This is a genomic window from Halovulum marinum (assembly GCF_009697225.1).
Lineage (GTDB): Bacteria > Pseudomonadota > Alphaproteobacteria > Rhodobacterales > Rhodobacteraceae > Halovulum > Halovulum marinum.
Genome location: NZ_WIND01000002.1, coordinates 51,455 through 69,732, shown reverse-complemented (window position 1 = coordinate 69,732; position 18,278 = coordinate 51,455). Strand labels below are relative to the sequence as shown.

The 18,278-nt window shown below is 68.5% G+C and carries 20 protein-coding genes; 13 read left to right on the top strand and 7 right to left on the bottom strand.

The window, feature by feature from the left end:
- Nucleotides 1–26 precede the first annotated feature (26 nt).
- Complete coding sequence (locus GE300_RS03470; RefSeq protein ID WP_154444954.1) at nt 27–203, bottom strand: hypothetical protein; 177 nt, start codon at nt 201–203, stop codon at nt 27–29.
- A gap of 228 nt (nt 204–431) precedes the next feature.
- Here GE300_RS03470 and infC point away from each other — a divergent pair, with 228 nt between their 5' ends.
- Nucleotides 432–977, top strand: a complete 546-nt coding sequence (infC, locus tag GE300_RS03465; RefSeq protein ID WP_325063119.1) for a translation initiation factor IF-3 — start codon at nt 432–434, stop codon at nt 975–977.
- 37 nt (nt 978–1,014) lie between these two features.
- A complete protein-coding gene (locus GE300_RS03460) occupies nt 1,015–1,902 on the top strand; it encodes a lysophospholipid acyltransferase family protein (protein ID WP_154444952.1) in 888 nt (295 codons plus the stop codon).
- 18 nt (nt 1,903–1,920) lie between these two features.
- On the opposite strand, the gene GE300_RS03455 is transcribed toward GE300_RS03460, so the two are convergent.
- The gene (locus GE300_RS03455; protein ID WP_233416752.1) at nt 1,921–2,643 is read right to left on the bottom strand and encodes a DUF1223 domain-containing protein; all 723 of its coding nucleotides are present in this window, start codon (nt 2,641–2,643) and stop codon (nt 1,921–1,923) included.
- 271 nt (nt 2,644–2,914) lie between these two features.
- On the opposite strand from GE300_RS03455, the gene GE300_RS03450 reads away from it, so the two are divergent.
- A complete protein-coding gene (locus tag GE300_RS03450; RefSeq protein WP_233416751.1) occupies nt 2,915–3,976 on the top strand; it encodes an AI-2E family transporter in 1,062 nt (353 codons plus the stop codon).
- A gap of 58 nt (nt 3,977–4,034) precedes the next feature.
- On the opposite strand, the gene GE300_RS03445 is transcribed toward GE300_RS03450, so the two are convergent.
- Complete coding sequence (locus tag GE300_RS03445; protein ID WP_154444948.1) at nt 4,035–4,826, bottom strand: pseudouridine synthase; 792 nt, start codon at nt 4,824–4,826, stop codon at nt 4,035–4,037.
- A gap of 52 nt (nt 4,827–4,878) precedes the next feature.
- Between GE300_RS03445 and GE300_RS03440 the strand changes: the two genes are divergently transcribed.
- Entirely contained in the window at nt 4,879–5,331 is a 453-nt protein-coding gene (locus GE300_RS03440; protein ID WP_154444946.1) for a nucleoside deaminase, read from the top strand.
- A 9-nt stretch (nt 5,332–5,340) separates the two neighbouring features.
- Here GE300_RS03440 and GE300_RS03435 read toward each other — a convergent pair whose 3' ends face one another.
- The gene (locus GE300_RS03435) at nt 5,341–6,036 is read right to left on the bottom strand and encodes a metal-dependent hydrolase (protein WP_154444944.1); all 696 of its coding nucleotides are present in this window, start codon (nt 6,034–6,036) and stop codon (nt 5,341–5,343) included.
- A 64-nt stretch (nt 6,037–6,100) separates the two neighbouring features.
- On the opposite strand from GE300_RS03435, the gene GE300_RS03430 reads away from it, so the two are divergent.
- The 4 genes from GE300_RS03430 to GE300_RS03415 all read left to right on the top strand — a co-directional run bounded on the left by GE300_RS03430 (nt 6,101) and on the right by GE300_RS03415 (nt 9,419).
- Nucleotides 6,101–6,760, top strand: coding sequence for a ceramidase domain-containing protein (locus GE300_RS03430; protein ID WP_154444942.1), 660 nt, complete (start codon nt 6,101–6,103; stop codon nt 6,758–6,760).
- A gap of 65 nt (nt 6,761–6,825) precedes the next feature.
- Nucleotides 6,826–7,113, top strand: coding sequence for an Asp-tRNA(Asn)/Glu-tRNA(Gln) amidotransferase subunit GatC (gene gatC / locus GE300_RS03425; protein WP_154444940.1), 288 nt, complete (start codon nt 6,826–6,828; stop codon nt 7,111–7,113).
- 5 nt (nt 7,114–7,118) lie between these two features.
- Nucleotides 7,119–8,609 carry an Asp-tRNA(Asn)/Glu-tRNA(Gln) amidotransferase subunit GatA gene (gatA, locus tag GE300_RS03420; RefSeq protein WP_154444938.1) on the top strand — a complete coding sequence of 497 codons (1,491 nt, stop codon included), beginning with the start codon at nt 7,119–7,121 and terminating at the stop codon, nt 8,607–8,609.
- Nucleotides 8,610–8,636: 27 nt separating this feature from the next.
- Nucleotides 8,637–9,419: a hypothetical protein gene (locus GE300_RS03415; RefSeq protein WP_154444936.1), complete on the top strand. Its 783-nt coding sequence runs from the start codon at nt 8,637–8,639 to the stop codon at nt 9,417–9,419.
- 24 nt (nt 9,420–9,443) lie between these two features.
- Here the strand turns inward: GE300_RS03415 and GE300_RS03410 are convergent, their stop codons facing one another.
- Entirely contained in the window at nt 9,444–9,647 is a 204-nt protein-coding gene (locus GE300_RS03410; protein WP_154444934.1) for a cold-shock protein, read from the bottom strand.
- Between the two features lie 624 nt (nt 9,648–10,271).
- On the opposite strand from GE300_RS03410, the gene GE300_RS03405 reads away from it, so the two are divergent.
- The 5 genes from GE300_RS03405 to GE300_RS03385 all read left to right on the top strand — a co-directional run bounded on the left by GE300_RS03405 (nt 10,272) and on the right by GE300_RS03385 (nt 15,663).
- Nucleotides 10,272–11,162, top strand: a complete 891-nt coding sequence (locus GE300_RS03405; protein WP_154444932.1) for a 5-bromo-4-chloroindolyl phosphate hydrolysis family protein — start codon at nt 10,272–10,274, stop codon at nt 11,160–11,162.
- Between the two features lie 30 nt (nt 11,163–11,192).
- Nucleotides 11,193–12,386, top strand: coding sequence for a toxic anion resistance protein (locus GE300_RS03400; protein WP_154444930.1), 1,194 nt, complete (start codon nt 11,193–11,195; stop codon nt 12,384–12,386).
- Complete coding sequence (locus tag GE300_RS03395) at nt 12,387–13,298, top strand: DUF2927 domain-containing protein (RefSeq protein WP_154444928.1); 912 nt, start codon at nt 12,387–12,389, stop codon at nt 13,296–13,298.
- A 77-nt stretch (nt 13,299–13,375) separates the two neighbouring features.
- Nucleotides 13,376–14,494 carry an SPFH domain-containing protein gene (locus tag GE300_RS03390; protein WP_154444926.1) on the top strand — a complete coding sequence of 373 codons (1,119 nt, stop codon included), beginning with the start codon at nt 13,376–13,378 and terminating at the stop codon, nt 14,492–14,494.
- A gap of 56 nt (nt 14,495–14,550) precedes the next feature.
- Nucleotides 14,551–15,663 (top strand): primosomal protein N' (replication factor Y) - superfamily II helicase, encoded by a 1,113-nt coding sequence (locus GE300_RS03385; protein ID WP_154444924.1) that lies wholly within the window; start codon nt 14,551–14,553, stop codon nt 15,661–15,663.
- 172 nt (nt 15,664–15,835) lie between these two features.
- Here GE300_RS03385 and GE300_RS03380 read toward each other — a convergent pair whose 3' ends face one another.
- Complete coding sequence (locus tag GE300_RS03380; RefSeq protein WP_154444922.1) at nt 15,836–16,525, bottom strand: SOS response-associated peptidase; 690 nt, start codon at nt 16,523–16,525, stop codon at nt 15,836–15,838.
- Nucleotides 16,526–16,608: 83 nt separating this feature from the next.
- Complete coding sequence (locus tag GE300_RS03375; protein WP_154444920.1) at nt 16,609–18,186, bottom strand: bifunctional metallophosphatase/5'-nucleotidase; 1,578 nt, start codon at nt 18,184–18,186, stop codon at nt 16,609–16,611.
- Nucleotides 18,187–18,278 lie beyond the last annotated feature (92 nt).

Genomic DNA, 18,278 nt, shown 5'->3' with positions numbered 1-18,278 from the left:
TCGACAGCGCCGCGCGCCGGCCCGAACTACTGGCCGGTCACGGCGTCCTCGGCAGCCTCGCCCGCCTCTTCGGCGGCTTCGCCGGTCTCCTCCATGGCTTCGCCGGTTTCCTCGACCACGCTGTCTTCGTCGGTTCCGCCGGCGAACATTAACACGATCAGCACGACTAAGATGACGGCACCCACGATGATTGCTGTGCGCATGTGATGACTCCCCCCTTGTGTCTTCCCCGTCTGCGGGTACCGACGCCCGCGGCGCAGTGGCCCCGGGACGGAAGGCCCCGGACCAGAGGGTATCACGCCGGACCCGGTTAGACGCCATCGGTTTTCGCAAACCCCTTTCACGTGCCCGGAAATTCGCCTATATTCCCCGCCGGGCGCTGAGGGCGCCCATCGTCTTTTGTACGTGAACAATCGAAGGATTCTCAGGCCATAGCCCGTAGACCGCACCACGCCCCGCCGACCCGTGACGACGGACCCCGAGTCAACCGTCGGATCCGCGCACCGGAAATCCGCCTGATCGGCGCCGAAGGCGAAAACATCGGGGTGGTCAGCCCCGCCCGTGCCCTGGAACTTGCCGAGGAAGCCGGCCTCGACCTGGTCGAGATCTCGCCCAATGCGAAGCCGCCCGTCTGCAAGATCATGGATTTCGGCAAGTTCAAGTACGAACAGCAGAAAAAGGAATCCGAGGCGCGCAAGAAGCAGAAGGTGATCGAGGTCAAGGAAGTCAAGTTCCGGCCCAACACCGACACGCACGACTACGACGTCAAGATGCGCAACGTCACCAAGTTCCTGACCAACGGCGACAAGGTCAAGGTCACGCTGCGCTTCCGCGGCCGCGAGATGGCGCACCAGGACCTGGGCCGGCGCCTGCTGGAGCGGGTCGCCGACGACACCCAGGAGCTGGGCAAGATCGAGGCGATGCCGAGGATGGAGGGGCGGCAGATGGTGATGATCATCAATCCGCTCAAGCACTGAGGATACCGGGCGGGCCCTCGCGGCCCGATCGACGCGCATGGCCCGCCTGAAATCCCTCGGACATTTCCTTCAATATGCAGCTCTGCGCGGCCTGCTGGCCGCGCTGTCCCTCGTTCCCCGGCGCCGCCGCCCGGCAGTCGAGCGCTGGCTGGGCCGGCGGGTGATCCTGAACGTTCCGGCCCTGCGTCGCCGGATCACCGACAACCTCGCGCTGATCTACCCCGACATGCCGGGCGCCGAGCGCGACCGGCTGCTGCGCGACATCGCCGGCAACACCGCCCGCAACATGATCGGCCTGTTCGACAATGCGGACCTGATCGAGACCGCCGCCGAGCGGATCGAGGTGCCCGACAGCCCGGCGCTGGACGCGATCCTGCAGGCACGCGCGCAGGGCCGCGGCATCCTGTTCGTCTCGGCCCACTACGGTCCGTTCGACGCCGGCCGCATCGGCTTGCGCAGCCGCGGGGTCGAGGTCGGCGCGCTATACCGGATCCAGAACAACCCCTGGTTCGACCGCTTCATGATCGACCGCCTGGCGCGGGCCGGAACGCCGATGGTGCCGCGCGGCCGCGCCGGGCTGCGGACCCTGCTCCGCCATCTGCGCTCGGGCGGGGCGATGGTGATCCTGATCGACCAGAAGGCGGCCGGCGTGCCGCTGGATTTCCTCGGCCAGCCGGCGATGACCTCGACCGACGCCGCGGAGCTGGCGCTGCGCCACGACCTGCTGCTGATGACCGGCGTCACGCGCCGCATCGACGACGACCGCTACCGGCTGCACATCGTCGGGCCGCTGCCGCATGACGACCCCGTGCGGATGACCCGCAGGCTGAACGATCTGCTGTCGAAGCAGATCCGGCAGGATCCGTCGGAATGGTACTGGCTGCACCGTCGATGGGCGCGGCCGAAGGGAACCCACAGCCGTTGACCGCCCGGCGCTGATCGATCAATCGATCTGGGCGGCGGCCAGAATGGACCCGGCCTCGCCGCGCTGGACCAGCACCGCCACCGGCTCGTCGATATTGCGCACCCGGACCGTCTGCGGTGCGCGCCCGTCCCAGCGGGCAACGTCGGTGATCTTCGTGACCACGTTGGTGTAGACGATCGTGCGGCCGGCATTCTCGCCGCGGCGGATGTCGACCACGGCACGCGGGATGAACTGCACCAGGCGCACGTTCGCCATCGCGGCGCCGCTCCCGACCGGCATAAGCTCGATCACCAGCGCATCGCCCTCGCGGCGCAGGTCGACCTCGGCGACATCCTCGACCCTGGCGTGGGCGGCGATCCGCGCCAGCACGTCCTCGCGATCCGAGCCAATGAGGCTGTCGGTTCCCTCGATCACCATCTCCGGAGTAAAACTGCCGCGCAGCTTGCGCCCGATCAATTCGCGATTGACGCGGGGGGCATAGGTTCGCTGTCGCTGGGTGCTCTGCGGGGTGGCGAGGGTGTCCTTCCATCCCAGGTAGTCCCAGTAGTCCACATGGAAGGACAGCGCGATCACGTCATCGCGCGCGGCCAGTTCGCTCAGCAGCCGGTCCGCGGGCGGACAGGCGGAGCAGCCCTGCGAGGTGAACAGCTCGACCACCACCGGCGTGTCCGCCCGCGCGGGCGCGATGGCGGCCATGACGACCAGGGTGATGCTGGTGAAAAACCGGATGCCGTGACGCATGTACTCCCTTCTCCTGCCCACCAGATACGACGGGCACCGCTGACGCGCTAGTAAAGCCTGCGAGAGGAATCCGACAGTCCGGGGCGGGAACAAAATCCGGCGGGCGAAAGTTAGATCGCATCACGTCTCCGGTAAACGGTCAGCCACAGCAAGGGGGAGCACTGCGATGCCGCCACCGCAGGATCGGTCGGTCCGCAACCCCGTGCAGACTATCAAAGACTCGGAACCGGCTCCCGAACCCGGCCTGTGGACCGAAGCGCCGCGGTGGGCGTTGATCGGGATATTCCTGATTCTGGCGTTCGGCGCGATCGCGATGGCGCGCGACTTCCTGATGCCGCTGTCGCTGGGCATCCTGCTGTTCTTCGTGTTTTCCCCGATCTGCCGCGGGATGGTGCGGATGGGCGTGCCGCGCCCGATCGCGGCCGCGCTCATCACCGCCGCGCTGTTCGCCGGCCTGGTCGCGGCGGCGGCGTCGCTGACGGTTCCGGTCAGCAACGTGATGGAAAACGCGCCGCGGCTGCTGTTCGAACTGGAAAGCAAGCTCGACCGGCTTCAGGGCTCGATGAAGGGGATCCAGGAAGCGGCCGAGAAGATCGACGAGCTCTCGAACGGCGGCAGCGACGACGAGACCACGATCAAGGCGGAGACCCAAAGCGAGGACAGCTTTCTGAACAGCCTCGCGCGCACCACGCCGCAGCTGTTCGCGCAGCTCGCCTTCACCTTCGTGCTGCTCTACTTCATGCTCGCATCGGGACACCTGCTCTACAAGCGCATCGTGCAGAGTTTCTCGGCCATTTCCGACAAGCGCCAGGCGCTGGAGGCGATGTACGAGATCGAGGAGAGCCTGGGCAGCTATCTCGGCGCGATCACGCTGATCAACGCCTGTCTCGGGGTCGCCGTCGGGCTTGCGATGTGGCTGTGGGGAATGCCCGCGCCGCTGCTGTTCGGCGTGTTCGCCTTCGCGGTGAACTTCGTGCCCTACGTCGGCGCCGTGGCGGGGGTGGCGCTGTCGACGGTGGTGGCGCTGGTGACGATGCCGGGGGTGTTCCAGCCGGTTCTGGTGGGCCTGACCTATTTCGTCCTGACCTCGACCGAAGGCCAGTTCGTCACGCCCTACTTCGTCTCGCGCCGGCTGCGGCTGAACACGGTGGTGGTGTTCGTGACCGTGGCGCTGTGGGCCTGGCTGTGGTCGGTCATGGGCATGATCGTCGCGGTGCCGATGCTGGTCGTGCTGCGCGTGCTGTGTTCCTATGTTCCGGGGCTGCGCAGCTTCGGCAACTTCCTGGCCGGCGACGACGAACCCGAACCCGTGAAAGGGGCGGCCGGGTCGTAGGGAACCGTCCCGCCGCGACCTGTATCCGCCCGGACGAGACGGCGGCTGCCACCCGGCCTTAACGCTTCTGCGGGACGGTCCGGCTGCGTGCCCGTCGCGCCGGCTCGGCCCTGGTCGCGGCCTGTGGCTCGCGCGTCACGCCCAGCTGATCGCGCAGCACTTTCGGGCGGATCTCCTCGACTGCGCCGCGCGACAGGTCGCCCAGCTGGAACGGGCCGTACGACAGGCGGATCAGTCGGTTCACGTCCAGCCCTACCGCGTTCAGCGCGCGCCGGATCTCGCGGTTGCGCCCTTCGCGCAGGCCGATGGTCAGCCAGGCGTTCGCGCCCTGCTGCTTGTCCAGCGACACCTGCATCGGCTGAAACCGCTCGCCGTCGACGGTGATGCCCTTGCGCAGCGGCTCCAGCAGCGCGTCGTCGGGCTCGCCCTTGACGCGCACGCGGTAGCGGCGCATCCAGCCGGTCGCGGGCAGCTCCAGCCGCCGCTTCAGCTCGCCGTCGTTGGTCAGCAGCAGCAGCCCCTCGGAGTTGAGGTCCAGCCGGCCGACGCTCATCACCCGCGGAAGCTCTGCGGGCAGCGCGTCGAAGATCGTCCGCCGGCCTTTCTCGTCGGCGGTGGTGGTCACCAGCCCGGCGGGCTTGTGATAGCGCCACATCCGCACCGGTTCCGGCGCCGCCACCGGCCGGCCGTCGACCAAGATCGCATCGCGTTCGGTCACGTTCAGCGCCGGGCTGTCGATCCGCTTGCCGTTCACGCTGACGCGGCCGGCCTCGATCATCCGCTCGGCCTCGCGGCGCGAGGCGACGCCGGCGCGCGCCAGCCGCTTTGCAATTCTCTCACCTTCGCTCATGGCAGCCGCTTACGCCCTTGTCCGCATCGCGGCAATGGAATTAAACCGGCGCATGCGCTTTCCCAGCCATATGGACACCGCCCTCGAGGAGGCCCGCGCCGCCGCCGCGCGCGGCGAGACGCCGGTGGGCGCGGTGATCGTGGCCCCCGGCACCGGCACGATCGTCGCAAGCGCCGGCAACCGCACCCGAGAGCTGTCCGATCCGACCGCCCATGCCGAGATCCTGGCGATCCGCGCAGCCTGCGCCGCCGCCGGATCCGAACGCCTGCCCGATCTCGACCTCTATGTGACGCTGGAGCCGTGCGCGATGTGCGCCGCCGCGATCGCCGCGGCACGCATCAGACGGCTCTACTACGGCGCGGCGGACCCGAAATCCGGCGGCGTCGAGCACGGCGCCCGCGTGCTGTCGCACAGCCAGGCCCACCACAAGCCCGAGGTGTACCCCGGCCTGCGCGAGGCCGAGGCCGCCGCGCTGCTGCGCGCGTTCTTCGCCGCCAGACGCTGAAGCCCGGCGCTAGATCTCGAACGGCCGCATCACGTCGGCCTCGACCACCTGCACCCCGGGCAGCCCCGCCTTCAGCTCTTCCACATCCTGAGCAAGCAGCGGGAAGGTCTTGTAATGACAGGGAATGACCGTCTTGAAGTCGAAGAACTTCCGGGCCGCGTAGGCGGCGCGGCGCTGGTCCATCGTGTAGTGCCCGCCGACGCACAGGATGCCGATGTCGGGCCGGTGCAGGTCCTGCCAGATCTGCATGTCCATCGTGACGTCAGTATCCCCCGAGAAATAGATCGTGCGCCCCTCGCCCGAGATGATGAACCCGGCCTCGCCGCCAGCGTAGCCGGTGGGCCCTTCGGCGAAATCGACGCTGGAGGAATGCACGGCATTGACCATCGTCACCTGCACCTCGCCAAGCGCGATCGTCCCGCCCTTGCCGAAACCCAGGGTCTCGACCCCCTGCTTTTCACCCAGCCAGCTGGCAAGCTCATGGATGCAGGCGACGGGAATGCCCAGCTCCGCCGCGATGCTTTCGGCGTCGCCGGCATGATCGCCGTGCCCATGGCTCAGCAGCACATGCGTCGCGCCGCGAATGGCGGTCGCGCGATCCTGCCCCTCGAAGGCCGGATTGCCGGTCAGCCAGGGGTCGACCAGCAGCACCTGCCCGGCCATCTCGATGCGGAATCCCGAATGTCCAAGCCACGTGATTTTCATAAGAATCTCCCTATGTTCGAGAAGTACAACCTAGCCGCGGACGGCCGGGATCAAAGGGGCGGGCATGGACTGGACGCAAGTCGACAATTACTGCGAGCGTCTGGGTCCCGGCTTCTGGGCGGAACCGCTGAACGCGGCGACCAACGCCGCCTTCGTCATCGCCGCGCTGGTGGTCTGGGCAATCCTGGGCGGCAAGCGCGATCCGGGGGCGCGGGTGCTGGCGGCGATCCTGTTCGCGATCGGCGTCGGCTCGTTCCTGTTTCACACCTACGCGACCCGCTGGGCGGGATTGGCGGACGTGCTGCCGATCCTGCTGTTCATCCTGGCCTACGTCTACCTGGCCACGCGTCGCTTTCTCGGCGCGGGGGTGATCCTGTCGGGGGCCGCGGTGCTGCTGTTCTTTCCCTTTTCCTGGGCCGTGACCCAGGGCATCGGCAGCATCACCGGGCCGCTGAACGGCTCGCTGTCCTACCTGCCGGTTCCGATCCTGATCCTGGTCTACGCCGCAGTCGTTTGGCGCGCCGCGCCGCTGACCGCCCGCGGCCTGGCGATCGGCGCGGGCATCCTGATCCTGTCGCTGTTCTTCCGCACCGTCGATGCCGCGGTCTGCGGCGTCCTGCCGATCGGCACGCATTTCCTGTGGCACAGCCTGAACGCGCTGATGCTGGGCTGGATGATCCTGGTGCTGCACACCCATCTGCCCGCGGAACGGCGCGCGGGCTGAAGGCGCTCTTGCACGCGCCCGGGCGCATCGCTAAACCGCACCCGATCCATCCCTGAGGAGAGCCGATGTCGATCGACAAGGACACCGCCCGACGTGTCGCGCACCTGGCGCGCATCGAGGTTGCCGAAGAGGCGCTGGAGCCGCTGGCCAGGGACCTCAGCCGCATCCTGGACTTCATGGACGAGCTGTCGCAGGTCGACACCGACGGGGTCGAGCCGATGACCTCGGTCACGCCGATGGAGCTGAAGCGCCGCGACGACGTGATCACCGACGGCAACCGGCAGGACGATATCCTGAAGAACGCACCGGACGCGCGCGAAGGCTTTTTCGCCGTCCCCAAGGTCGTGGAGTAATGTCGATGACCGCCCCCAGAGGACTGACCATCGCCCAGGCCCGCGACGCGCTGCGCAAGGGCGCGTTCACCGCCCGCGAGCTGGCCGAGACCTATGTCGCCGCTGCCGAAGAAGGCGCGAGGCTGAACGCGTTCATCGCCCATACCTCCGAGCAGGCGCTGAAGCAGGCCGACGCCGCCGATGCGCGGCTGAAGGCCGGCGACGCCCCCGCCATGTGCGGCATCCCGCTGGGCATCAAGGACCTGTTCGCGACCGAGGGCGTGCAGACGCAGGCGGCGTCGAACATCCTTGCCGGGTTCAGGCCGCCCTATGAAAGCACCGTGACCCGCAAGCTGTGGGACGCCGGCGCCGTCATGCTGGGCAAGCTGAACATGGACGAGTTCGCCATGGGCTCGAGCAACGAGACCTCGGCCTACGGTCCGGCGATCAACCCCTGGCGGCGCAAGGATGCGCCCGACACCAACCTGACGCCGGGCGGCAGCTCGGGCGGGTCGGCGGCTGCGGTGGCGGGCGATCTGTGCCTTGCGGCGACCGGGACCGACACCGGCGGCTCGATCCGGCAGCCTGCCGCGTTCACCGGGATCACCGGCGTCAAGCCGACCTACGGGCGCTGCTCGCGCTGGGGGATCGTGGCGTTCGCCTCGTCGCTGGACCAGGCCGGGCCGATGACCCGCGACGTGCGCGACGCGGCGATCATGCTGGGCGCGATGGCCGGGCACGACCCGATGGATTCGACCTCCGCCGACCTGGCCGTTCCGGATTTCGAGGCCGCGCTGACCGGCGACATCCGCGGCAGGAAGATCGGCATCCCGCGCGAATACCGCGTCGAGGGCATGCCCGCGGAGATCGAGACGCTCTGGGCCGAGGGCCGCGCGATGCTGGCCGACGCCGGTGCCGAGATCGTCGACATCAGCCTGCCGCACACCCGCTATGCCCTGCCCGCCTACTATGTGATCGCGCCGGCCGAGGCGTCGTCGAACCTGGCCCGCTATGACGGCGTGCGTTACGGGCACCGCGCGAAGATCCGGCAGGGCGAAGGCATCACCGAGATGTACGAACGCACCCGCGCCGAGGGCTTCGGCGACGAGGTGAAGCGCCGGATCATGATCGGCGCCTATGTGCTGTCGGCGGGCTACTACGACGCCTACTACAAGAAGGCGCAGAAGGTACGAACGCTGATCAAGCGCGATTTCGAGCAGGTGTACGCCGACGGGGTGGACGCGATCCTGACCCCGGCGACGCCCTCGGCCGCCTTCGGCATCGGCGAGATGGCGGACGCGGACCCGATCCGGATGTATCTGAACGACGTGTTCACCGTCACCGTGAACCTGTCCGGCCTGCCCGGGATCGCGGTGCCGACGGGGCTGTCGTCGCAGGGTCTGCCGCTGGGCCTGCAGCTGATCGGCCGTCCCTGGGAAGAGGCGGATCTGCTGAATACCGCCTACGCACTGGAAAAACGCGCCGATTTCGCGCACCATGCAGAAAAATGGTGGTGAACGCCGCATAGCGAGGCGAGACGAGCAATGAAACATCTGATGCTGCTGGTGGCCGGCGCGGCCGTGCTGTCGGCCTGTAATTCGACCGTACCCGCCGGGGGCCAGGGTTACTTCGACCCGCCGCCGCCCGCACCGTTGCCCGGTTTTCCGGCCTACCCGGACTATCCGGCACCGCAGGCGGGCACGAACGCGCCGCAGTCGCAGCCCGGGACGGCAGTCGCCGGGGCGCCGCGCAGCAGCGTTGCGGTCGATCCGGACCCGAACAGCCAGCTGGCACGCGACGTCACCGACACGCTGCGCGCGACCGCGCCGAGCGGCGCGGCGACGGCGCAGCCGCCGCTGCCCGGTCCCGCGGCCGGCGTGCAAGCCGCCCCGGGCAGCGCCGCGGCGATGCCCGGCACCGAGGACATCGGCATCAATCCGAACGACGAAAGCATCAACCTGTCGCTGTCGACGCAGGAAGAACAGAAGCGCCAGCGCGAGGCCGCCGAGCGGCGCCGCCAGGCCGCGCAGAGCCAGCTTGTCATCGTCGAGCCGGAGCCGGTGCCGCAGGTGGACGTCAACGCCAACGTCGTCGCCTTCGCGCGCGAGACGACGCATCCGCTGGGCACCAAGGTCTACAACCGGCCGGTGTTCCGCGACCGGAGGCAGTCGGCTTCGGTCTGCCGCCGCTTCGAGTCGAACGAGGAAGCGCAGCGCCAGTTCCTGGCCAACGGCGGCCCCAACACCGACCGGTACAACCTGGACCCGGACGGCGACGGATTTGCCTGCGACTTCGACCCGGAGAAATACCGCCGGCTCAATTTCTAGGGCGGCGTGCGGGTCGGTCGGGGCTCAGACCTTCAGCTCGCCGGCGATCTGCCGGCCGTCCCGCCCCTGCTGCAGCTCGTACTCGATGGGCTGCTGTTCGCTGAGAGTCGTCAAGCCGGCGGCCTGGACGGCGGTTATGTGCACGAAGACGTCCTTGCCGCCACCCTCGGGCTGGATGAAACCGTAGCCCTTCTCGGTGTTGAACCACTTGACGGTGCCTTTAGCCATGCTGGAGTCCATTCATAGTTCCCCGACGCGACATGCGTCGTCTCTTCGATCGTACCGCTGATCGAGGGTCGAACCGACCGGAACCGGGGCTCCGCGCCTTCCCCCAAAGGCGATCCCGTGCCGGAATCCTTACCCGAAGAGACCGAGTCGCTCAATCGGAGCATGTGACGGCGCGCACCCGACGGCGCCGCAAACGCCGGAACACACCTGCCACGGGCCGGAATTGGACGCCAAGGCCGATCGGCTTTTCAAACACATGTCCGACCTTTTTCACGTCTGTGATCCCGGCGTCCCGGCGCATCGCCCGCAGCCCGGCTTCGCGGCCGGGCCGATGGCGACGTAGCCATTCGGCATCTGAACCGCGCTGCCGTTCGGGGCCCGCGGTCATCCGGTGAGGGCACCGGCGGAAAAGGGGCCGCGGCGCGCGCGCATAGGCAATCGCTCGCGGTCCGCACGCACGGCTTTTCAGGGTCTATGTGATCCTCGCGCGGCGTGCTACGGTCCGCCGCAACAAGGGGGATTTCGCATGAGGGACCGCACCTTGCGGGGTTTCGCCGCGATCGTGCTTCTGGCCGTTGTCCTGTTCTCGGCACTGCGCGCCTGGGGCGCTGCAGGAGCATTCTGATGTCGCGGCGCTACGGCGGGCGCTTCAGCCCGGATCCCGCCCCCGACGATTCGGCCGCACCCGGCGCGCGCTTCCGCGGCCGGCAGGCCTCGCGGGTGAACATCGCCGCGCGGGCGATGTTTCTCGTGCCGCTGCCGCTGCTGTTCTCCGGCATCGGCGAGATCATCTCGGGCGACGCGCTGGGCATGGTCGTGGAACTCGTTGCCTTCGGCGTGCTGATCGGTTCGGCGGTGACGTTGAACGAGGGGCTGAAGGCCGACGCAGCCTATGCATCGCGCGCGATCGCCAAGCCGCCGGCGGTGCCACGCAAGCTGCTGGCCTCGGTGATGACCGGGATCGGCGTTTTCCTTGCGGCCGGCATCGCACCGGGCTTCAACCTGGCCTCCGGCATCATCTTCGGCGCCGCTGCGGCGTGCGCCCAGCTGCTGGCCTTCGGCTTCGATCCGATGAAGGCCAAGGGCGGCGCCGGCGGCGACGATTTCGAGGCCGAGCGCGTCGCCCGCGCCATCGACCGCGCAGAAGAAACCGTCACCGAAATCATGGACGCCGTGCGCCGGATCGGCGACCGCCGGCTCGAGGCGCGGGTCGAGATGCTGATGACCCATGTCCGCGAGGTGTTCCGCACCGTCGAGGCCGATCCGCGCGACCTGACGCGCGCGCGCCGGTTCCTGGGCGTCTACCTCGTCGGCGCACGCGACGCGACCCGGAAGTTCGCCGACCTCTACACGCGCCGCCGCGACGAGGACGCCCGCGCCGAGTACGAGGCGCTGCTGGGCGACCTCGAGACCAGCTTCCGTCAGCACCGCCAGGACCTGCTGAAGGACGACCGCGTCGCGCTGGATGTCGAGATCGAGGTCCTGCGCGAACGTCTGCACCGAGAGGGCGTCTGAACGCCGCACTTCCCAACTGAGAGGTTGAACATGTCCACCGAAGTCCGCACCAAGGCCGAAAGCGCGGCCAGCGAGGTCGAGAACGTGGCGCAGACCCCGCTGCCGGAACCGAAGGGAGAGCTGATCGTGGTCGAGCAGGCCGACGAGGCGCAGAAGGCCGAGATCCAGAGCCGCATGCAGGAACTGGACATGGGCAACAGCCAGTCGATCATCCGGTTCGGCTCGCGCGCGCAGTCCGAACTGCAGACGATCAGCCAGGAGATGCTGTCCGGCGTCAAGAACAAGGACACCGGCCCCGCCGGCACCGCCCTGCGCGAGATCGTCAGCTCGATCCGCGGCTTCTCGGTCGACGAGCTGGACCCGAACCGGCAGCTGTCCTGGTGGGAAAAGCTGCTGGGCCGGGCCAAGCCGGTGTCGATGTTCCTGTCGCGCTACGAGGAGGTGCAGGACCAGATCGACAAGGTCACCGAGAACCTGCTGACCCACGAACATGTCCTGCTCAAGGACATCAAGTCGCTGGACAAGCTGTACGAGAAGACACTGGATTTCTACGACGAGCTGGCGCTCTACATCGCCGCCGGCGAGGCCAGGATCCGGCAGCTGGACACCGAGGACATTCCGCGCCTCGACCAGGCGGTGCAGGACGCGCCCGAGGACCAGGCGGTGATCAAGGCGCAGGAGCTGCGCGATTTGCGCGCCGCCCGCGACGACCTCGAGCGCCGGGTGCACGACCTGAAACTGACGCGCCAGGTCACGATGCAATCCCTGCCCTCGATCCGGCTGGTGCAGGAGAACGACAAGTCGCTGGTCACCAAGATCAACTCGACCCTGGTGAACACCGTGCCCCTGTGGGAGACGCAGCTGGCGCAGGCGGTGACCATCCACCGCTCGCGCGAAGCCGCCGGCGCGGTCAAGGAGGCGACCGACCTGACCAACGAGTTGCTGAAGTCGAACGCTTCAAACCTGAAGGAAGCCAACGCCGAGATCCGCCGCGAGATGGAGCGCGGCGTGTTCGACATCGAGGCGATCAAGCAGGCCAATGCCGACCTGATCGCCACGATCCAGGAAAGCCTCTCGATCGCCGATGCGGGCAAGGCCGCGCGCGCCGATGCCGAGAAGGAGCTGATCAAGATGGAGCAGGAACTGAAAGAGACCCTGGCCGCCGCCAAGGCCAGGAAGGACAAGGCCGGCGTCACCGTCGGCGAGACCGTGCCCGACGCCTGAATGTCGCGTTTCCCCCCCCTGCGCCGCGCCCTCGCGGCCGTCGCGCTGTCGGGGCTGGCGGCATGCGCGCCGTCGCCCCGCAGTGAGCCCGACCTCAGCGGCCCGGCGCTGGAACTGCTTTATGCGCAGACCGCCTACGCGATTCGCAAGGACGGCGGGCTGCGCACCGACACGACCCCGCCCGATGCCCCGCTGAGCGTGGACGCCCTGGCGCGGAACTTCGAGGAGATCGCCTTCTTCACCGAATTCAGCCGCAAGGGCAGCGGCCGGCTGCGCGGCACCCGGAGGATCCGCCTGATCCGCTGGACCCAGCCGGTGCGCGTCGGCGTGATCTTCGGCGACAGCGTCCCGGCGGCGCAGCGCGACGCGGACCTTGCCGAGATCAAGGCGCTTCTGGCGCGCTATCGCGATCTGACCGGTCTCGACATGCGCTACCTGCCCTCGGGCGACGTCAACTTCATCGTGCTGGTGCTGGAGCGCGCCGAGCAGCGCGCGCTGGCCAGCGCGATCATCGACCAGGGCAATTTCCCGGCGGCGCTGGCGCAGGATCTGTGGGAATCGCGACCCAGCCTGCTGTGCTCGGCGTCGCTGTTCGGGCCCGGCGAGGACACCGGCGGCATCGCCATCGCCGTGGCGCTGGTCAAGGCCGAGCATCGCGGGCTGATGCGCACCTCGTGTTTCCACGAGGAAATGACCCAGGCCCTGGGGCTGCTCAACGACAGCAAGAGCGTGCGCCCGTCGATCTTCAACGACGACGAGGAGTTCGCGCTGCTGACGCTGCACGACGAGATCCTGCTGCGGATGCTGTACGATCCGCGCCTGCGCGTCGGCATGAGCGCCGACGAGGCGCGGCCGATGCTGCGCCAGATCGCCACCGACGCCGCGCGCGCCAGCGGCGCGGTGATCCGCTAGCCACGCCGGGTTTTGCCCGGCGCCCGGCGATGCACTACAACAAGCCGCGCAGGCGGTTTCAGAAAGGGCCCGGACCCATGGCCATCTTCGATTTTCTCTCCGGCGAGTTCATCGACGTCATCGAATGGACCGACGACACCCGCGACACGCTGGTCTGGCGGTTCGAGCGGCAGGGCCACGCCATCAAGTACGGCGCCAAGCTGACGGTGCGCGAGGGCCAGGCGGCGGTGTTCGTGCACGAGGGCCAGCTGGCGGACGTGTTCACCCCCGGTCTCTACATGCTCGAGACCAACAACATGCCGATCCTGACCACGCTGCAGCACTGGGATCACGGCTTCCGGTCGCCGTTCAAGTCCGAGATCTACTTCGTCAACACGACCCGCTTCCAGGACCTGAAATGGGGCACCAAGAACCCGGTGATGTGCCGCGATCCCGAGTTCGGCCCGGTGCGCATCCGCGCCTTCGGCACCTACACGATCCGCGTCACCGACCCGGCGCTGTTCCTGCGCGAGATCGTCGGCACCGACGGCGAGTTCACCACCGACGAGATCAGCTACCAGATCCGCAACATCATCGTCGCCAGGTTCAGCCAGGCGATCGCCGCCAGCGGCATCCCGGTGCTGGACATGGCGGCCAACACCGGCGAGCTGGGCAAGCTGATCGCCGCCAGGGTCTCGCCGCAGCTGGCCGAGTACGGCATCGCGATGCCGGCCTTCTTCATCGAGAACATCAGCCTGCCGGAGGCGGTCGAGAAGGCGCTCGACAAGCGCACCTCGATGGGGATCGTCGGCGACCTGGGCGCCTACACCCGGTTCTCGGCCGCCGAGGCGATGACCGAGGCCGCGTCGAACCCGGCCGGCGGCGGCATGGCCGCCGGGATGGGTGCCGGGATGGGTGCCGGCATGGGAATGGCGATGGGCACGCAGATGGGGCCGTGGGGCGCGGCCCCCGCCCGGCCGGCGACATCGGCGCCGCCCCCGCCACCGGTCGAGAAGGTCTGGCACACCGCCAGCGGCGGGCAATCCTCGGGGCCGTTCAGCCGCGCCGATCTGGGCAAGCTGGCGGCGCAGGGCACGCTGACCCGCGAGACCTTCGTCTGGACCCCCGGCATCGACGGCTGGACCCGCGCCGGCGAGATCGACGAGCTGGCGCAGCTGTTCACGGTGATGCCGCCGCCGCCGCCGCCGGCCGACTGATCCCGCACCCAGACCACCGGCCCCCCCCCCAGACCACCGGCCCCCCGGAGCATCCCATGACCCCCACCGTCGAGCAGCACCGCTTTCCCTGCGGCAACTGCGGCTCCGACCTGCGCTACCTGCCGGGCACCGACCGGCTGCACTGCGACCATTGCGGCAACGAGGAGGTGATCGAGGGCGACGGCCCATGGGCCGGCGCGCGGGCGATCCGCGAGCGCGACTTCCGCGCCGCGCTCGAGGCGCGCATCCCCGAGGCCGACATCGAGGAAACCCGCGTCCTGCAATGCCAGAACTGCGGCGCGCTGGTCGAGTTCGACCCCGACACCCACGCCACCGAATGCCCGTTCTGCGCCTCGCCGCTGGTCACCGACACCGGCACGCACCGGGGTATCAAGCCGGCGGCGGTCCTGCCGTTCGCCCTGTCCGAGGACCAGGCCCGCAAGGCGATGACCGACTGGCTGGGGCGGCTGTGGTTCGCCCCCGGGGGCTTGCAGCAATACGCCCGCAAGGGCAGGCGGATGCAGGGGATCTACGTTCCGTACTGGACCTACGACGCCGACACCCGCAGCCAGTACCGCGGCCAGCGCGGCACCGTCTACCACGAGACCCGCACCCGCCGGGTGACCGTCAACGGCCAGAGCCAGAACCGCAGCGAGCGGGTGCAGAAGGTCCGCTGGACCCGGGTTTCGGGCCGGGTGGCGCGGGCCTTCGACGATGTGCTGGTGCTGGCCTCGCGCAGCCTGCCGAAGAAGTATACCGACCGGCTGTCGCCGTGGGACCTGACCGCGCTGGAGCCGTATCAGCCGCAATACCTGGCGGGCTTCCGGGCCGAGGCGTACCAGGTCGAGCTGGCCGACGGGTTCGACGAGGCGCGGGCGATCATCGACGCCACGATCCGCCGCGACATCAAGTTCGACATCGGCGGCGACCGCCAGCGCATCGAACAGGTCGAGACCGAGGTCTCGGACGTCACCTTCAAGCATGTGCTGCTGCCGATCTGGCTGGCCGCCTACAAGTACGGCGGACAGACCTTTCGCTTCGTCGTCAACGGCCGCACCGGCGCGGTGCAGGGCGAACGGCCCTGGTCGCGGTGGAAGATCGCGCTGGCCGTCGTCGCGGGCCTGCTCCTGGCGGCCGGCGTCGGCTACCTGCTGGCGCAGAACGGCTGAACCGGAAGGCGGGCGGGCGGTGGCGCATGGAGGAACTCGTTACTCACGCGGGGGTCACCCTACACGAACCCGCCCCCATGCACGGTCCGACACTGGCCGCGAAATATGGTGCGGGCGTGATCCAATTCAGGTCACATTCCGCTAAGATTCCGTAAGGTTAATCAAGGGTTAATCAGGGGTTTATCGGAGCCGTCAGATCCGGGCCGTCGGCTTTCATCACGTTGACTCTGCGGCTGACGCGATGCATCGCCAACGCATCATCGGCCGCGGGTCGCATCAGCGGCGCGGCGCCCTTGCCGGCCTCGCCCAGCCAGAGCGGCCAGTCCGGTGGCGAAATGATGACCGGCATGCGGTGATGCACCGGCTTCAGCGCGTCATTGGCCGCGGTGGTCACGATCGCGACCGTGCTCAGCGTCTCGCCGCCCTCGGGCGCGGTCCACTCCTGCCAGATCGCCGCCAGCGCCAGCACCGCCCCCTGCTCGGCCGGATAGATGTACCACGGGTCCTTGCCACCGTCCGCCGCCCGGGTCCACTCGTAGAACCCGCTGGCCGGCACCAGGCAGCGGCGACCGCGGCAGGCGGCGCGGAACGCGGGCTTCTCGGCCACGCCCTCGGCGCGGGCGTTGATCAGCAGCGGGCCGTCGTTCGGCGCCTTGTACCAGTGCGGAAGGAACCCCCAGCGCATCGGCTGCAGCAGCCGGGAACGCTTGCGCCCCTCCTCGCCCCGGGCCGCGACCACCGCGATGTCCTGCGTCGGACAGATGTTCAGCCGCGGCACCGGCGGCAGCGGCGCAGGCGCCTCGGCGTCGAACAGGCGCTCGAGATCCTCGTCGGTCAGGGTCAGGGTGAAACGGCCGCACATGCGCCGCACGGTAGCCGCTGCGCGGGCCCGGGGAAAGCGCCCCGGATGCGGATCCCGGCAGTCCGGGACCCGCGTTGGCACGGTCATTCGGCCCTGGCGATCCGCCCGGTGATGATCGGCGTGTAGGGCGCATTTGCCGCCAGGTATTCGGCAGTGACATCCGCAAGATCCGGGCCGAAATCGTAGACGTTCTGCGCATCGGTAAACATGGCGTAGCCGTCGCCGCCGCCGCGCACGAAGTTGTTCGACACCACGCCGTAGGTCTGCTCCGGGTCGACCGGCTCGAAGCTGCCGCCGACCTCGACCAGCGCGTCGACTATGCGGCTGCCGGGCGCGGCCGCGGGATCCCAGGTGAACTTCATGCCCGCGACCTGCGGGAATCGCCCGGCGCCGTCCTCGACTTGGCTGACGCCGTTCTCCAGCGCCTCCAGCAGCGTGGCGCCACTGACCTCGAAGGTCGACAGCGTGTTCTGGAACGGCAGCACCGTCAGCACCTCGCCCATCGTCACCGCGCCGGCGTCGATCGAGGCGCGCAGGCCACCCGAGTTGGCGATCGCGATCTGGATGCCCTGGTCCTTGACCCGCGCCAGCATCGCATCGGCAACCAGGTTGCCCATCTCGCATTCCTCGGCGCGGCAGACCGCGCGGTCGCCCTCGATCGGTGCGGCGCTTTCGGCGACGACCTTGTTGCGGATTTCGTCCAGCGGTTGCGCCAGCTCGGCGATGCGGGCGACGGTCGCCTCGTCCTCGGCGACCGCGCCATCCATGATCAGCGGCTCGCCGGTCGCCTCGGTGATGTTGCCGTCGTCGTCGAAGGTCAGGTTCAGCTCGCCCAGGAACTTGCCGTAGGCATAGGCCGAGACGATGGCGGTGTTGCCGACCATGGTCGGGTACGGCCCCTCGGCGTTGTCGGCGGTGTTCGACAGGTAGGTGTTGGTGTGCCCGCCGACGATCACGTCCACCTCGGGCACGTTCGCCGCCACGGTCTGGTCGACGCCGTAGCCCGAATGGCTGAGCACGACGATCTTGTCGACCCCCTGCTCCTGCAGCCTGGCGACTTCTCCGGCGACAGCGTCCGACGGGTCGGTGAAGACGATGTTCCGCCCGGGGCTGGCCAGCTCGGGCGTGTTCACCGGCGTCAGCCCGATCAGGCCGATCTGCTCGCCGCCCTTCTCGATCACGGTCGACTTCGTCAGCACGTCCGCCAGCAGCGGCTCGCCCGAGACGTCGGCGTTCGACATCAGCACCGGGAAGTCCACGGCATCCATGAAGCCGCGCAGCACCTCGGGGCCGTCGTCGAACTCGTGGTTGCCCACGGTCATCGCGTCGTAGCCCATCTTGTTCATCATCTCGGCCGCGGCCTTGCCCTTGTAGTAGGTGTAGAACAGCGTGCCCTGGAACTGGTCGCCGCCGTCCACCAGCAGCCAGTTCTCGGCGCGGCCCTTGGCCTCCTCGACCGCGGTGACCAGCCGCGCCGAGCCGCCGAAACACTCGCCCGCGGCGTTGTCCTCGGCCGAGCAGCCGCTGTCGTACTTGCTGATCGGTTCGAACCGCGAATGGAAATCGTTCGTGTGCAGAATCGTCAGCTTGAACTCCGCCATCGCCGGGAAGGCGCTGACCGTGACGCCGGCACCGGCCAGAAGGAATGCGCGCAGGGTCATCGGGTACTCCGTTCGATTGATGATTGCCGCTGAATACAGGAGCATTTTGACAATCTGTTTACAACCTTCGCGCCATCGGCTTGAGTTGGCGC

Coding starts and splice junctions, on each gene's coding strand:
- GE300_RS03470 (WP_154444954.1), bottom strand. CDS start 203: ATGCGCACAGCAATCATCGTGGGTGCCGTCATCTTAGTCGTGCTGATC.
- GE300_RS03460 (WP_154444952.1), top strand. CDS start 1,015: ATGGCCCGCCTGAAATCCCTCGGACATTTCCTTCAATATGCAGCTCTG.
- GE300_RS03455 (WP_233416752.1), bottom strand. CDS start 2,643: ATGCGTCACGGCATCCGGTTTTTCACCAGCATCACCCTGGTCGTCATG.
- GE300_RS03445 (WP_154444948.1), bottom strand. CDS start 4,826: ATGAGCGAAGGTGAGAGAATTGCAAAGCGGCTGGCGCGCGCCGGCGTC.
- GE300_RS03440 (WP_154444946.1), top strand. CDS start 4,879: ATGCGCTTTCCCAGCCATATGGACACCGCCCTCGAGGAGGCCCGCGCC.
- GE300_RS03435 (WP_154444944.1), bottom strand. CDS start 6,036: ATGAAAATCACGTGGCTTGGACATTCGGGATTCCGCATCGAGATGGCC.
- GE300_RS03430 (WP_154444942.1), top strand. CDS start 6,101: ATGGACTGGACGCAAGTCGACAATTACTGCGAGCGTCTGGGTCCCGGC.
- gatC (WP_154444940.1), top strand. CDS start 6,826: ATGTCGATCGACAAGGACACCGCCCGACGTGTCGCGCACCTGGCGCGC.
- gatA (WP_154444938.1), top strand. CDS start 7,119: ATGACCGCCCCCAGAGGACTGACCATCGCCCAGGCCCGCGACGCGCTG.
- GE300_RS03415 (WP_154444936.1), top strand. CDS start 8,637: ATGAAACATCTGATGCTGCTGGTGGCCGGCGCGGCCGTGCTGTCGGCC.
- GE300_RS03410 (WP_154444934.1), bottom strand. CDS start 9,647: ATGGCTAAAGGCACCGTCAAGTGGTTCAACACCGAGAAGGGCTACGGT.
- GE300_RS03405 (WP_154444932.1), top strand. CDS start 10,272: ATGTCGCGGCGCTACGGCGGGCGCTTCAGCCCGGATCCCGCCCCCGAC.
- GE300_RS03400 (WP_154444930.1), top strand. CDS start 11,193: ATGTCCACCGAAGTCCGCACCAAGGCCGAAAGCGCGGCCAGCGAGGTC.
- GE300_RS03395 (WP_154444928.1), top strand. CDS start 12,387: ATGTCGCGTTTCCCCCCCCTGCGCCGCGCCCTCGCGGCCGTCGCGCTG.
- GE300_RS03390 (WP_154444926.1), top strand. CDS start 13,376: ATGGCCATCTTCGATTTTCTCTCCGGCGAGTTCATCGACGTCATCGAA.
- GE300_RS03385 (WP_154444924.1), top strand. CDS start 14,551: ATGACCCCCACCGTCGAGCAGCACCGCTTTCCCTGCGGCAACTGCGGC.
- GE300_RS03380 (WP_154444922.1), bottom strand. CDS start 16,525: ATGTGCGGCCGTTTCACCCTGACCCTGACCGACGAGGATCTCGAGCGC.
- GE300_RS03375 (WP_154444920.1), bottom strand. CDS start 18,186: ATGACCCTGCGCGCATTCCTTCTGGCCGGTGCCGGCGTCACGGTCAGC.